General features: G+C 71.1%; 15 protein-coding genes. All 15 read left to right on the top strand.

All coding sequences use genetic code 11. The features are described 5' to 3' along the window. Window positions 1-6: 6 nt before the first annotated feature. Window positions 7-543, top strand: coding sequence for a histidine phosphatase family protein (locus tag AB0K60_RS13375; RefSeq protein ID WP_364052805.1), 537 nt, complete (start codon window positions 7-9; stop codon window positions 541-543). An 860-nt stretch (window positions 544-1,403) separates the two neighbouring features. Next, window positions 1,404-2,474: a hypothetical protein gene (locus AB0K60_RS13370; RefSeq protein WP_364052802.1), complete on the top strand. Its 1,071-nt coding sequence runs from the start codon at window positions 1,404-1,406 to the stop codon at window positions 2,472-2,474. Window positions 2,475-2,523: 49 nt separating this feature from the next. Then, window positions 2,524-3,642, top strand: coding sequence for a hypothetical protein (locus AB0K60_RS13365; protein ID WP_364052799.1), 1,119 nt, complete (start codon window positions 2,524-2,526; stop codon window positions 3,640-3,642). Beyond that, entirely contained in the window at window positions 3,612-4,319 is a 708-nt protein-coding gene (locus tag AB0K60_RS13360) for a response regulator transcription factor (protein ID WP_364052796.1), read from the top strand. The genes AB0K60_RS13365 and AB0K60_RS13360 overlap by 31 nt, the downstream gene beginning before the upstream one ends. A gap of 199 nt (window positions 4,320-4,518) precedes the next feature. Continuing rightward, complete coding sequence (locus AB0K60_RS13355) at window positions 4,519-4,986, top strand: hypothetical protein (protein ID WP_364052793.1); 468 nt, start codon at window positions 4,519-4,521, stop codon at window positions 4,984-4,986. Between the two features lie 63 nt (window positions 4,987-5,049). Next, the gene (locus AB0K60_RS13350) at window positions 5,050-5,289 is read left to right on the top strand and encodes a hypothetical protein (protein ID WP_364052790.1); all 240 of its coding nucleotides are present in this window, start codon (window positions 5,050-5,052) and stop codon (window positions 5,287-5,289) included. Between the two features lie 29 nt (window positions 5,290-5,318). Continuing rightward, window positions 5,319-6,272: an AAA family ATPase gene (locus tag AB0K60_RS13345; RefSeq protein WP_364052787.1), complete on the top strand. Its 954-nt coding sequence runs from the start codon at window positions 5,319-5,321 to the stop codon at window positions 6,270-6,272. After that, entirely contained in the window at window positions 6,269-7,876 is a 1,608-nt protein-coding gene (locus AB0K60_RS13340; RefSeq protein WP_364052784.1) for a DUF697 domain-containing protein, read from the top strand. Before AB0K60_RS13345 ends, AB0K60_RS13340 begins: the two co-directional genes overlap by 4 nt. Window positions 7,877-8,092: 216 nt before the next feature. Next, window positions 8,093-8,725, top strand: a complete 633-nt coding sequence (locus AB0K60_RS13335) for a response regulator transcription factor (protein WP_364052781.1) — start codon at window positions 8,093-8,095, stop codon at window positions 8,723-8,725. Window positions 8,726-8,934: 209 nt separating this feature from the next. Next, window positions 8,935-9,300 carry a hypothetical protein gene (locus AB0K60_RS13330; protein ID WP_364052778.1) on the top strand — a complete coding sequence of 122 codons (366 nt, stop codon included), beginning with the start codon at window positions 8,935-8,937 and terminating at the stop codon, window positions 9,298-9,300. Between the two features lies 1 nt (window position 9,301). Further along, complete coding sequence (locus AB0K60_RS13325) at window positions 9,302-9,895, top strand: DUF4255 domain-containing protein (RefSeq protein ID WP_364052775.1); 594 nt, start codon at window positions 9,302-9,304, stop codon at window positions 9,893-9,895. Next, the gene (locus AB0K60_RS13320; protein WP_364052772.1) at window positions 9,892-10,728 is read left to right on the top strand and encodes a hypothetical protein; all 837 of its coding nucleotides are present in this window, start codon (window positions 9,892-9,894) and stop codon (window positions 10,726-10,728) included. The genes AB0K60_RS13325 and AB0K60_RS13320 overlap by 4 nt, the downstream gene beginning before the upstream one ends. Beyond that, window positions 10,721-12,685 (top strand): phage tail sheath subtilisin-like domain-containing protein, encoded by a 1,965-nt coding sequence (locus AB0K60_RS13315; RefSeq protein ID WP_364052769.1) that lies wholly within the window; start codon window positions 10,721-10,723, stop codon window positions 12,683-12,685. The genes AB0K60_RS13320 and AB0K60_RS13315 overlap by 8 nt, the downstream gene beginning before the upstream one ends. Window position 12,686: 1 nt before the next feature. Next, a complete protein-coding gene (locus AB0K60_RS13310; RefSeq protein WP_364052766.1) occupies window positions 12,687-13,139 on the top strand; it encodes a phage tail protein in 453 nt (150 codons plus the stop codon). A 7-nt stretch (window positions 13,140-13,146) separates the two neighbouring features. Then, window positions 13,147-14,685, top strand: a complete 1,539-nt coding sequence (locus AB0K60_RS13305; RefSeq protein ID WP_364052763.1) for a hypothetical protein — start codon at window positions 13,147-13,149, stop codon at window positions 14,683-14,685. Window positions 14,686-14,687: the final 2 nt, after the last annotated feature.

The raw sequence follows: 14,687 nt of genomic DNA, 5'->3' as shown, positions 1-14,687 counted from the left end.
GCCCTGATGGGCGGCTTCAGGCGGCCGCGGCGGGCGGACCACCTGACCGGCTGCGGCGTCTCCGCGGTGTACGCGAGCACGGCGCGTCGCGCCGTGGAGACGGCGGAGAGTCTGGCGGACGTGCTGCGCGTCCCGGTCCACCGCACGTCGCGCCTGCTGGAGTACGACATCGGCGAACTCGAGGGACAGCCCATACCGGCCGGCGACGACCAGTGCCTCGCCGTGCTCCGGCAATGGGTGCTGGAGGAGCGGCTGGACGCGCGCTTGCCCGGCGGAGATAGCGGCCTGGAGGTGCGTCAGCGCTTCGAGGCCGCCGTGACGGACATCGCGGCGGCTCACGAGGGCGGCGCGGCCGCCATCGTCGGCCACGTCGGAACCATGACGGTGGGACTGCTCGGCCTGTGCCGCAACCTCACGGCGAACGACGTCTGGGGGCATCCGTTGCCGCATGCCCGCCCCCTCACCGTCACCTGCGACGACGGGACGTGGCGATGCTCGCCGTGGCCGCAGCGTCGGCCCGTGACCGGACCCGCCGGGCGGTAAGGCCGATGAGAGCGGCTTGTGACGCGACCTTGCCCTGCGCCACCACAGCGAAATGGTGGCCGATCCTCCCGGAAATCCACGCTCGTTCTCGTCGACGTGTTCGCGCCGAAATATCTTCAGGGTCTCGGTGACCACGGTGTCGACGGGTAGTTGGAAACGTGAAGGGAAATAGAGCACGTGCACCTGCGCCGCGGCGAGGGGTGCGCGCATCAGGTTCGCCCAGGTGAAGGACTCCGTCCCCATGGCCCGGTGCCGGGACATCCGCAGCCCGTCCTCGCCGCGGCGCAGTCTTCATTTGGCGACGGGCACCGATTCGGACATGGCGACCACCTTTCCGCGAAGCTTCCTGCCCGAAAGCATCATGTTTCGCCGGGTGATCCATGAGAAGTCTCGCGCCGTTCCGGAGAGGGGCGACGAACGCGGGCGAGTGCGTGGCCGAGGGTGGCTTACGCGCGTCGGTTTCTCGCCTAATGGGAGCTACAGGGTGGTTTGATCAGGCGGACTCGGTGCCTGGTAGCCGCTGGTGGGTGAGCACTCTCCTCGCCTGACGGCCGAACGATGCCGGGTGGCGAGCCGGAGGGCTCGCGCATGCTGAAAGGGCATAGGAAAAGCACGGTTTGCCAAGGTGGTGATATGAGTGATGGATCCTTTGAATCCGCCGAACTGTATTCCAGTCGGGATCCATGCCGTCATCGCTGGAACAGCCCATGTCGCGGGCCGTAGGATGAGCCCCACGCTGGGCATACGCCTCGTACGCGGATGGGCACCGCATGGAATTCAGTTGGCGGCTATTTCCAATGAACCACCGCAATCCCGCGGGTTCGGAACTGGATCGGATCACCGCATACTGCGGCGGAGCGATGCGCGGGGTCGTCGGAGTGGTCGCCGCGGCCGCCGGACTGCTGGCCGCCGCGCCGCCGGTGTCCTTCGCCTGGCTGGGCCCGGCGATCGCGGTGCAGCTCGCCTGGACGGCGGCGTTCGTCTGGGCGGCGCTGCGCCACCGCCGACTGGCCTCCTGGCCGATGATCTGCGACATCGCCGTCACCGTCGCGCTGTGCCTCGCGCAGGGGCACCTGGTGTCGAAGGACGCGGCCCCGGGCGGGGCGAGCTGGGTCGCCGCGCTGACCAGCATGAGCATCGTCTGCGCCAACCTCACCTGGAGGCCGCATCTCGGCGTGCCGGCCGGGGGCGTCGTGGCGGCGGCGTACCTGGTCGGCGCGCAGCTCGGCGGCGCCGCCGACGGCTTGGTGACCACGGGGATCCACCTGGTGCAGATCACCGCGACCGCCACGCTGATCACGCTGCTGCGCAAACAGTCCGGCCTGGCCGACGCCGAGCTGGCCCGGCTCCGGGACGTCCAGCAGGCCGAGATCGTACGGCGGGAACGTCGCGCCGACGAACGCGAGCAGAACCGCCGCCTGCACGACACCGCCCTGGCCACGCTCACCGTCATCGGCAACGGCGGCATCGAGGCGACCTCGCTGGTGCTGCGCGACCGGGCGGCGGCCGACCTCGCGGAACTGGAGCGCATGGCGGCCGCCGCCGAGCCGCCGTCCGGGCCGGTGGCCCTCGACGAGCGGCTGCGCGCCCTGATCGCGCGCGGCGACCCCCTGCGGATCAAGGCCGCGCTCGCGCGATGCACGGTGCCGTGGGAGGTCGGCGAGGCGTTCGCCGGCGCCGCGGCCGAGGCGCTGGCCAACGTGGCCCGGCACGCCGGGGTGGACACGGCGTCGCTGCTGATGACGGTCGCCCACGGCGAGGTCGTCGTCGAGGCGATCGACGAGGGATGCGGCTTCGACCCCGCCGGCGTACCGTCGCACAGATATGGCCTGCGCGAGTCGATCGAGGGGAGAATGCGAGGGGTGGGCGGCGACGCGGAGGTCGCCTCCGGCCCGGACGGCACCCGCGTGACGCTCAAATGGCGACGGTGACCCCCTTGACCCCAGCACCCCTGGGACACCCATGACCCCCGTGGCCCCCATGACCGAAGTGAGCAAGGCGACCCCGGATCCGGCGGCCTACGTCGCCGGGCGGTTCGAACGCGGCGGCATCGTCGCCGCGCTGGTGATCGCCGTCTCCTGGCACGTCGGGTACGACCTGACCGCCATGATCGCGAACTGGTCCGTCTACCGCTGGCCCGCCGCCGTGGCGGCCGCCTGGCTCGCCTACGTCGTCATCGGCGCGGCGGGCGCCTACGCGCTGCTTCGTACCAGGCGGACCCTCCCCGGCGTGTGGGGCTTCGCGGCCGCCGCGCCGGCCTTGGACGTGATCGTGGTCGCCGCCTGCCCTCCCGGCGAGGTGCTCGGGCCCGGCGACTGGCCCTGGGGGGCCATCGGCTGGCTCGGCGTCCTGCTGTTCTGGTGGCGCCGCGGCCCGCACGAGCTGATCGTCTTCCTGGCCCTCAACGGGGCCGTCATGCTGACCGGCATGGCGCTGAACGGGGTGCTCGACCGGATCTCGTTCGCCAGGTTCCTCATGGTGCTCGTGGGCAGCGTCACGCTGCAGCTCGGCTACAGCGTGGCGGCGCACGCCGGCGCCTCGGCGGCCAGGCGGGCGGCGGAGCTGTCGGCCGCCCGCGCGAAGGCCGACGCGGCGCGGCAGGTCGCCGAGGAGGTGCACGCCGACCGGCTCAACCGGTACGCCCAGGTGCGCAAGGCCGCCGCCGAGCTGCTCACCGCGCTGGCGGACGGGGGCGACCCCGCCGACCCGGCCCTGCGCCGCGCGTGCGCGACCGGGGCGGCGCGGCTGCGCCGGCTGATCGCCGAGACCGACGACGTGCCCGACCCGCTCGTGCACGCGCTGCGCGCCTGCGCCTACGACGCCGAGCGCCGCGGCGTCGTGGTGTCCCTGCTGCCCCGCGGCACCGTGCCGGACCTTCCCCTCGACGTCCGCCGCGCCCTCACCGAGGCCCCGCTGGAGGCGTTGAGCAGGGCCCGAAGCGAGGCGCGCGTCACGATCTTCGGGGGCGACGGCGAGGTGGCGGTCAGCGTGGTCGCCGACGCCGACGACTTCCCGGTACGCCGGATCGAGGGCGTGCGGATCACCGAGCATCGGGAAGGAGACGTGCTGTGGATCGAGAGCCGCTGGCCGGACAGGTGACGGTGGCCGTGGTGGACGATCACCCGATCGTCATCGACGGGATCCGCTCCTGGCTCGAACGTGATCCGCTGCAGCGGGTGGCGCTGGTGGCCGGCGGCGCGACCATCGAATCCGTCCTGCGGGGGCCGGGCGCGACGGCGGACGTCCTGCTGCTCGACCTCGAACTGAACGAGGTGATGGTGATCGACCGCATCGCCGAGCTGTGCGCCGAGGGCCGGCGCGTCGTCGTCTACTCCGCGCACGAGGACCCGGACACGATCCTGGCCGTGCTGGACGCCGGAGCCTCCACCTTCATCGCCAAGAGCGAGAACGAACGGTACTGCGTGGACACGATCGTGGCCGCCGCGACCGACCGGCCGTCCGTCCCGCCCATCATGGCGGGGGCGTACCTGTCCGACACCCGCCCGCAGCGCCCGCGGCTCTCCGAGCGCGAGCGGGAGGCGCTGCTGCTGTGGTTCCAGTGCATGTCGAAGGAGTCGGTGGCGCGGCGCATGGGGATCACCGAGGCGACGGTCCGCCAGTACATTGACCGGGTTCGGGTGAAATATGCAAAAATGGGCCGCCCGGCGCCGAGCAAGGAGGCGCTGCTGGCCCGCGCCATCGAAGACGGCCTGATCCAGGCGCACGAAGTCCGCGAATATCGTTCATTCGCCGCCGATCCCGAATCGGCCTCCTGATCGCCACCCGCTCCTATTCCCGTTCGGCTGATAGCCGAACGGAGGACATGCGGTGAACCACCCCGACCGGACAGGCTGAAGCACGGATCTCCCGGGTCGCCGGCGCGCTGCCGACGAAATCGGGCGTTCGCATTTATCGCGGGACGGAAGGGGTGGGCAGGTGTCCGTGGCAGGTGTTCGCCTTCGCACGTCGGTGAATGTGAAGGCTCGTTCGTACACATACCTGGCAAATGAGATAAACCGGGTTTTCTACGAGGCGATCCAGGCCGTCGGCCTGGATCCGAGCGAGTACGCGCAAAACCAGCAGACGGTCGAGGCCGGCCTGCGCACCTGGCTGACGCTCCGCCAGCTTGAGGCGGCCTACCTCGAGATCTTCGACCCCGCCAGCGGCCGGGTGGCGAGCCGGATCGACCTCGGCATCGCGTACTCCGAGACCGGCAAGGAGACCTACCACACGGCCATCGACGAGGTCAGGGCCGCGATCAGCGGGGCGGGGAGGCTCACCGGGTGCCGGTACCGCGTGGTGGTGTCCACCTCCGCGGGCGCGGCTCCGGTGAAGGGGTGGGCGCCGACCGAGCTCCAGAGCGTGGACCACCTCAAACGACGCGACCTCAAGAACGTCATCGAGACGCCGGCCGCCTCCTCCGACATGTCCGTCTGGTATTGACCGCCCGGTCCCGCGCGGCGGCGCGGCCGTCGCCGGACGAAATCGGAACCCCCGGAGCAGGTAATGATCGTCAAGTACAGCATCTCGGAATCCTCCTACACCGTCGAACTCCCCGACTCCGACGATCTCGCCGTTCTCTGCGCGCAGGCGGAGGACCGAATCAGGGAGAATCATCCGGAGCTCGCGCGGCGGGAATTCCTGACCGAGCGCATCGCGGACGGACTGCTCAACGGCCTCGCCGCGGACGCGACCGAAATCGATTTGGGAGACCTGGCGGCGGCCTCCGCCCGCCCGGGGATCTGACCCGTATCGCCGTGAGAAAGACGTGACAGATGCCCCCTGTTGAGCGTCACAAATTCTTCGACGTCCATCGCTTCCCCGGCGCCGCCGGCGAATTCACCGACGGCTGGCGGGCGGTGATCGTCCCGGAGCACATCAAGACGACGCTGCTCCGCTACGCCAGCACGCTGCGGCGCCTGGAGAAGGTGCCGCCCACCGCCCTGGCCCTGCGCCGCGCCGTGCTCCTGTACGGGCCTCCCGGCTGCGGGAAGACGAGCCTCGCCCGAGGGCTGCCCGCGGTGTGGGGTGAGGCGGAGCGGGAGACGACCGGCTTCGTCCACATCAACACCCACGCGCTGTTCAGCGGCATCCGGGGCGAGGGGCAGAAGAACGTGCTGGCGGCCTTCGACCGGATCGCCGAGCTGGCCTCGTCCGGCCTGCCGCTGTTCGTGCTGGTCGACGAGGTGGAGACGCTGGCGTCCAACCGCGCCGACATCAACATGGAGGCCAACCCGCTGGACGCGCTCTACCAGGTGACCGCGTTCCTGGAGTCCCTGGACCGCTGCGCGCGGGAGAGCCCGAACGTCATCCTCGTGTTCACCACCAACATTCCCCGGCTGATCGACCGCGCCGTGCGGGAGCGGGCCGACTTCGTGCTGGAGATCCCGCTGCCGAGCCGCGAGCACCGGTCCCTGATCCTCGCCGACGCGGTACGGAAGATGGCGATCGCCTTCGACGTCAGCGACCTGCTCGCCGAGGCGGAGGACGGCGGCTCCGAGGAGTGGTCGCGGGTGCTCGACGCCACCGAGGGGCTGTCCGGGCGGGCGCTGCGCCACCTGCTGGTGATCGCGGCGACGCTGGCCGGCGGCGGGAGCGTGGTGCGGTCCGCCCATCTCCGCGAGGCGGTCGAGCAGGTGGCCCTCGCCGAGGCCGAACTGGAGCGCAGCGGAGGAATGTACGTCGAAAGCTACCAGGAGAGCTACCGGGAGAAGGGAACGGCGAAGTGAAGGTGACCCGATCGGTGACGGCCGGTCCGATGCGCTCGGTGGAGCAGACGTGTGCCCGTCTCGCCCAATTCACCGAGGAGGCCCTCCTCGCCTACGGCCACCCGGCCGCCCGCCTGGCCCGCGGGAGGTTCACGGCCGTCCTCCCGCTGCTGCGTTTCCTGCTCACCACGCGCGCGCTCGCGGATCCGGCGCTGACGCTGTCCACGGCGGACCTGCGGGTGGACATCCGCGTCGACCACGACCCCGGCGCCGAGGAGGACCTGTCCGTGCCGGTGACCGGGCTGCTGGACGGCCCCCGACCGGAGTCCCCCGTGGAGATCACGATGTACGGGGCGCGAGCGGTCACCGGCGAGCTGCGCGCGACGGCGGCCGCGGCGTCGGGCGACGGCTTCGTGTTCTCGTTCGTCGCGCCGGGGGAGCGGCCGGCTCCGACCCTTCCGTTGCCGACGATCGACGGGCCGCCGCGCATCGTCGGCGAGAGCATGGAAGAGCAGGTGAGAAAGGAGTTCGAGGACGCCCTAGCCGGACTGGGCAGGTTCAATCTCGCGATCTTCGGCAAGGTGGGCGTGGGCAAGTCCACCCTGGTCAACGCGGTCTTCGGCGAGGATCTCGCCGAGACGGGCGTGGGCGTCCCCGTGACCAGGCGGCTGACGCCGTACAGCAGGCCGGACGGCATCCTGCGCGTCTACGACTCGCGCGGATTCGAGATGGGCGAGTCGCGCAAGCAGCTCCTCGACGAGGTGGCCAAGCAGGTCGCCACGACGCGCGCGGGCGACGTGGACGACTACATCCACGCCGTCTGGTACGCGATCCGCGCCATGGACCGGCGGCTGGAGGAGGGCCAGGAGGAGGTCATCCGCCATCTGGCGGGCCTGGGGCTTCCGGTGATGCTGGTGCTGACCCAGACGCCCCTGGTGAACGGCCGCCCCGACCTGAAGACGCAGGAGTTCGCAAGAAGCATCCAGGACCGCCACCTGCCGCTCTCGCCCGCCGGGCGGGTCTTCTTCACCAACGCGCAGGCCGACGAGTTCTTCCCGTTGGTGCACGGCCTGGACGAACTGCTGGCCGCGACCGTCGACATCGTCCCGGAGGCCGCCCGGTCGGCCCTCGTCGCCGCCCAGCGGATCGATCTGTCCCGGAAAAGGGAGAAGGCCCTGCGGATAGTCAACGGCTCGGCGGCCGCGGCGGCCGGGATCGGCGCCAGCCCCATCCCGTTCTCCGACGCCCTGCTCCTCGTGCCCAACGAGATTCAGATGATCGCGCGGGTCTCCGCGGCGTACGGCCTGGGCGCGCAGTTCAGCACGGTCAGCGGCGTGCTCGCGACGTTCCTCCAGGGAGTCGTCACCGAGGTGGGCGTCTCCATCGCGGGCAGCCTGCTCAAGCTCATCCCGGGCGCGGGAACGGTCATCGGCGGCGCCATCAACGCGGCGACCGCGAGCTCGCTGACCTGGGCGCTGGGGCGTTCCTGGATGATGGTGTGCGAGAAGGCCGTCCAGAACGGCGACCACATCGAGGAACTGCTCCGCTCGCCCCAGACGATGAAAATGCTGGAGCAAGGGTTCCGGGAATTCTGGGAAAGGCGCCACCAGCGCGACGGCCTCTGAGCCCGCACGGGCCGCCGGGGGAGCCCGCCCGCCGCCACGGCGAGCCCGCCGGGCTCGATCGGAACCCCTGTCCCGACCCGGCCCTGTGCCAGAGCGGGGCGCATGTGGCCGCCTCGCCACGCGCACAGGGCCGAGGGGAAACGCATAGCCGCCGCCTATCGTTTTATTACCGGAACACATGCTTGCCGGTCGAGTCGCCCCGTGTTTGATTGAAGCGTGGTTCGTGTGTTTATCCTCGCGAAGGTACGACTGTACCGGGAGGGCCTCGCGCAATCGCTGGCCGACAGGGCATCAATTTCGGTCGTGGGCAGCGCGGCCGAACTCGACGAGGCGCTCAATAAGGTCGAAGGACTGCGTCCGGACATCCTGCTCCTTGATTTGGGCGTGGCCGACGGCCCTCCCGCCGCCCGCCGGATACGCGGTGCGGCGCCGGGAATGAAGGTCGTCGCGCTGGCCGTTTCGGAGGACGCCCAGGACATCATCAGATGGGCTGAATCCGGCATGTCTGGATATGTAACCATCGACGGGACGATTTCGGATCTTGTCGCGACCGTGGAACGTGCCGCCCGCGGCGAGGTCGTGTGCCCCCCGCACGTCACCGCGTGCTTGATGCGGCGCCTCGCCGACCTGTCCGTCGGCGAGGCGCCGCAACCGGTCCGCAGCGGGGTGCTGACCAGCCGGGAGCACGAGATCGCCGACCTCATCCGGCAGGGGTTGTCGAACAAGGAGATCGCCAGGTCGCTGCACATCGCCCTGCCCACGGTCAAGAACCACGTGCACAACATCCTGCGGAAGCTCAATGTGGAGCGGCGAGCCGACATGGCCGCCAAGCTGGCGGCACATCTGTAGATCCGCTGGATCCAGGTAATCGATCCAGGTAATGGATCCGGCTATCCCGCCGGAGAACCGGTCCCGGATCCACCCGCCGGATCCGATTGCGGATCCAGGAAACGGGCCGTGGCCGGATGAGTCGCTTATGAATCTTCCGATCCATTGTCGGGCCGTCCCCGCCGGGAAAAAATTCGGTACGAGATGCCGAAGGAAAAGGGCGGGATTCTGTGACCCCCACGCGCGTACTGCTGGCCGGAATGCCGACAATACTGCGCGAGATAGTGCGGCGGATCATGGAGAACGAGCAGGACATTATGATCATCGCCGAGGTTCCGGACGTACGCCCGGTAATGCCGGAAATGGCCAAGGCAGGGCCGGACGTCGTCATTCTCGGCGCCGAGCAGATGCCCGAGAGCGAGGTCGTCGAACTTCTCCGGGAACGCTGCCGGACCCGCATCCTGGAAATCAGCTCCGACGGCAGCCAGACGATCCTGTTCGAGATGCTGCCGTACCGCGTCCCGCTGGGCGAGCTGGGTCCCGAGTCGCTGCTGGCCGTGATACGCGGTGCCGCCGCCGGTGGGGAGACCGGCTGACATGGCGGGGTACGCGGGCATCGCGGCCACGAGCCAGGCCATCCTCGGGCTGCTGGAGTCGGCGGCGGCCGGGGAACCCGGCTTCGCGTCGGCCGCCTTCTCGGTCTACACCTCCAGCGACCTGCAACGTCCGCAGGCCGACCGGCTCGGCGTGTCGCTGTACCTGTACCACATCACGGTCAACACGAGCCGGCGCAACGCCCTCGGGCGGACCGACGAGCAGGGCCGGCGTCTGCCGCCGCCGGTGCCCCTGGACCTGCACTACCTGCTGACGGCCTGGGCGAAGGACGCCTCCACCCAGCAGCGCCTGCTCGGCTGGAGCGTCCGGGTGCTGCAGGACACCGCCACGCTGCCCGCCGGCGTGCTCAACGCGCACGCGCCCGAGCCGGTCTTCCGGCCGTCCGAGACCGTGGAGCTCATCTGGGAGAACCTCACCAGGCAGGACGTCTTCGACATCTGGGAGGTGGCAAGGGCCAACCAGCAGCCTTCCGCCGCGTATGTCGCCCGCGTCGTGGAGATCGAGTCGACGGTGCGCCCGGCCGAGCCGCCGCCGGTTCAGACACGCGATCTTCGGTTCGGGGTGGTTCCGGCGTGACCGCGCTCGAAACGATCGTCCGCCGCGCGCGCTTCGGCGTTCGGTTCTGGGATCCGGTGACCGCGGGTCCCGCCGACGCCCGGTTCCTGGTCCGGCTCCGGCCGTCGACCGGAGGGCGCGTCGTCACCGCGTCGCCGACCCGTGCCGGGACGTACGCGCTGCACACATTGCCCGAGGAGGACGGCCCGGCTCGTCGCCATCGGGTCGAGGTCAGCGACCCGGACGGCCACTATCTCCCGTTCTCTTTCGAGGCGACGCTTCCCTTCACCGGGCTGTTCACCCTTCCCTGCGGCGGGCTCGGCTCACCGCCGAGTCCGCCCGACCTTCCCGGCCCGCCGAATGTGCCGGTCTTCGCCGCCCCGACCCGCCCCGTCCCCGCCGGAGCGGCCGTCGTGCGCGCCCACCTGCGGTCGACCACGGGCGAACCCGCCTCCTGGGCCACGCTCGAAGTACGCCCGCCCGGCGGGCCGACGGCACTGGGCGTGGCGGACGCCGACGGGCAGGTCTGCGTGCTGTTCGCGTACCCTGAGCCGCCGATCCCCGCTCCCTCCCCGGCCGGCCCCGGCCTCGTCCCGCTCTCCGGCCAGACCTGGCGACTCGACCTGCTGGCACGTTACGGCCGGGAGCCCGGCAGCCCGGCCGGCCCGGTGGCCGCGCCCTCCGCGTCGCCGGACATCTGCGACGTACTCGACCAGTTGCCCGCCCGCCTGCTCGCCGACGAGTCCACCACCCTCTCCTCGGCCTCGCTGCGCTACGGGAGAGAGCTCACCTTGACGACCGCGGGCCGCTCGGTACTGCTGCTGGCACCGCACCCTGGGAGGCTCCATGCCTGAGTACTTGGCCCCCGGCGTCTACGTCGAGGAGGTGTCGTTCCGAAGCAAGTCCATCGAGGGCGTCGGCACCACGACCACCGGCTTCGTCGGCCCCACCCGGTACGGGCCGGTGACCGGCGATCTCGAGGTGATCACCAGCCTGCTCGACTTCGAGCGGATCTACGGGGACCGGCAACCGCTCGTCTTCACCTCCGAGAGCGGCGACGCCTCGAAGCCGATGGACAACTACATGTGGCACGCGGTCCGTGCGTTCTTCGAGAACGGCGGCTCACGGCTGTACGTCAAGCGGGTCTTCCGGGCGCCGCAGGGGAAGGACGGCCGGGCCGCCTTCTCACTGGGCGCCGACCGCATGGCCGTCGCCGTCAAGGCCAGGTTCCCCGGCGCGGCCGGCGAACGCCGTGTCCGGTTCACGCTGCGGCGCGGGCCGAACCTGCTCGTGACGGCTGATGGCGCGGCTCAGGTGCGCGGACTGCTCGACCACGACGTGGTCGCCATCTCCCACCCCCGGTCCGAGCCTGACGTACCGCCCGAGCCTGACGTTCCGCCCGAGCCTGACGTTCCGCCGGAGCCCGACGTTCCGCCCGCCCCTGACGGTTCGCCGCAGCCCGCCAGCCCGCCCTCGCCAGGTGAGACGAAGTACCACCTGGCCAAACGGGGAGACGACGGGTGGGAGTTCGTGGACGGCGACGGAAGAACGCTGAGCCTTTCCTCGCTTGGCGCGGTGCACCGCGTCCGGCTGATCACGGTGACCGTGACCGACCTGCCCCCGGATCCGGACGCCCTGCCGGTCGTCTGGCCGGACCTTCCCCTCGATCCCCGGCACGCCCGGGCGGGCGCGCCCGACTCGGTCTTCGACCGCTTCGCCGAGCGCCCGGCCAATCGGGCGGATGCGCTGCGACTGCCCATCGTCCTGGCACGGGAGAGCGAGGTCGCCAACGGTCTGCACCTGCTGAACCTGCTGTTCGGCGCGAAAGCCGGCCTCGAGGCCGCCTTGGGCGCGGACGGCACGGACGACGCGCGGTCCGTCGAGGTCGCGCTGACCGGCGGGAGCGACGGCATGCGGCCCACGGCCGGCGACTACGAGGGCCGCGTCGACGCGAGCGACGACAAGTTCGGCCTGGTGGCCTTCGAGGACATCGAGGACATCTCCATCGTGGCGGCACCCGGGTCCAGCTTCGGCTACACCACGACGTACGGGCGGGACGCGGCCACCATCGCCCAGAGCCTGATCGCCCACTGCGACCGGATGCGGTACCGCATCGCCGTGCTCGACTCCGGCGAGGACATGACGATCGCGCAGGTGCGGGAGATGCGCGCGGCCGTGGACTCCACCCGCGCGGCCTTCTACTACCCCTGGGTGACCGTGCTCGACCCGGTGACCCAGCAGGAGATCCAGTTGCCGCCCAGCGGGTTCGTCACCGGGATCTACGCACGCAACGACATCCAGCGCGCCGTCTACAAGGCTCCCGCGAACGAGGTCGTCACGCTCGCCATCGGGTTCGAGAAGACGCTGAACAAGGCGCAGCAGGACGTGCTGAACCCCGAGGGGATCAATTGCTTCCGCTCCTTCCCCGGCCGCGGCCACCGGCTGTGGGGCGCCAGGACCGCGAGCTCCGACCCCGAGTGGAAGTACGTCAACGTGCGCCGCTACTTCGCCTACCTGGAGCATTCGATCGACCGGGGCACCCAGTGGGCGGTGTTCGAGCCCAACGGGGAGGCGCTGTGGGTGAACGTCCGCCGCACCATCGAGGACTTCCTCTTCAACGAGTGGCAGATGGGCGCCCTGCTCGGTGACCGCCCGGAGAAGGCGTTCTTCGTCAGGTGCGACCGCACCACGATGACCCAGAACGACCTGGACAACGGCCGTCTGGTGTGCCTGATCGGCGTGGCGCCGCTGCGTCCCGCCGAGTACGTGATCTTCCGCATCGGTCAGTGGACCTCGGACCGCAGGAGCTGACATGGCCGTCCAGCGCGAACGCCCCTACGTGCAGTTCAACTTCGTCGTCAACCTGAACGACGGCAACGAGCGGGTTCCCGTCGGCGGCTTCCAGGAGGTCAGCAACGTCGGCATGGAGGTGACAGTCGCGGAGTACCGCAACGGCAACTCCAGGGAGAACAGCGTCCAGAAGATCACCGGGCTGAACAAGGCCACCGACGTCACCATGAAACGCGGCGTCATCGGCTCGCTCAACCTCTACGAGTGGCTGCACGCCATCCGCAACGGCGATCAGGCCGCGTACAAGGACGTGACCATCGAACTCTGGGACGAGAGCCACGGCCAGGCCGTGCAGACCTGGCGGCTCAAGCGGGCCAGAATCATCAAGCACGTCAGCGGCCCGTTCAACGCCAAGGGCACCGACGTGGCCATGGAGGAACTGACCCTGGCGTACGAACGCCTGGAGATGGAGTGACGCCGCCGTGGCCACCGTCCAGCGCCGACTGCCGGGGATCGTCTTCGAGCCGTGGTCCCCGCCGCCGGACGACGTCCTCCCTCGCATGGACATCGCCGGTTTCGTCGGCTTCGCCGAGACAGGGCCGATCGGTACGCCGGTGGCCGTGCCGGACCCGGCCCGGTTCACGGAGGTCTTCGGCGGCCCCGTGACGCTCTTCCGCGACGTGGCGTCGGGGGAGCGGGTGACGGGGTACCTGGCGGCGGCGGTCGAGACCTTCTTCCGCAACGGCGGGCGCCGCTGCTGGGTGGTCCGGGTCGCGGGAGCCGGGGAGCCCGCGCCCGCGAGCCCGCCCGGCCCGGAGCCGGTACGCGAGCGGCTCGCCGCGTTCGAGGCCGCCCTCTTCCTCGACCCGGACCTGGCCGACGTCGGAACCGCCACGCTGCTCGCCACCGCCGATCACCTGCGGGACCAGAGCGAACGCCCCCGGCCGCTGACCGGGGCGCACGCCCTGCTCGGGATCGACGAGGTCACCCTGGTCGCCGTGCCCGACGCCGCGCAGACCCCCTGGCGGCGGGCGCACCCGAAACCGCCGCCGCCTCCCGCTCCGCCGCCGTCCGCGCCCGAGCCCGAGCCGGACGACTGCGCCCACGACCGCGGGCCCGGCTTCCACGACCTCGCCCCGGCGCCGCGGCCCTCGCCCGCGATCCCGCCGGGGGCGCCTGCCTCCGGGGTGGCCGACGCCTCGCAGGCCGTACCGGATGAGGGCTGGACCCGTGACCCCGGCGCCACGGCCGATGCGTTGCTCGCGGTCCAGGCCGCGGTCGTGCGGATGTGCGCCGCCCGCGGCGACATGCTGGCCGTGCTCGCCGCCCCGTACGGCGCGGGCGCCGACGAGGCGGCCGCGCACGCCGCCCGGCTCCGGGCCGCGCTCGGCGACGAGCGAACCCTTGGCTTCGGCGCGCTGTACCACCCGTGGACCATGACCGGCGGCGGCGACACGGTCCCCCCGGACGGCGCGGCGGCCGGGGTCCTGGCGAACACCGCCGCGACCCGCGGCTGCTGGACGGCCCCGGCGAACAGTCCCCTGGCCGGCGTGGTGGCGCTGCGGCCCGCGCTCGACCCGCGGACGTACCTGAGACTCCAGGACGGCCGGGTGAACACCGTCCGGCGCGAGCCGCGCGGCTTCCTCTGGCTGTCGGCGGCCACGTTGTCGGCGGACCCGGACCTCGGCCGCCTGGGGACGCGCCGCCTGCTCTCCCTGCTGCGCAGGATCGCCCACCGGCACAGCACCTGGTCGTTCGCCTTCGAGCCGAACGACCAGGTGCTGTGCCGGGCCGTGCGGCGGCGATTCGAGGAGATCCTCGCCCGCCTCCTCGCCGGGGGAGCCTTCGCCGGCGCGACCCCGGACGAGGCGTACCAGGTCACGGTGGGCGGCGGCCCGGCCAGGCTGGGGGAGAACCGGCTGACCGTGGAACTCCGGGTGGCCCCGTCGGCGCCGCTGCGGTTCCTGACCGTGCGGCTCGTCAACGCGGGCGACGCCACCCTGGTCGCGGAGGTGGGGTGAGC

This window comes from Thermopolyspora sp. NPDC052614 (genome assembly GCF_040678635.1).
Taxonomy (GTDB): Bacteria; Actinomycetota; Actinomycetes; order Streptosporangiales; family Streptosporangiaceae; genus Thermopolyspora.
Note: the sequence above shows the minus strand (reverse complement) of the source record. Positions and strands in the feature narration are given on the sequence as shown.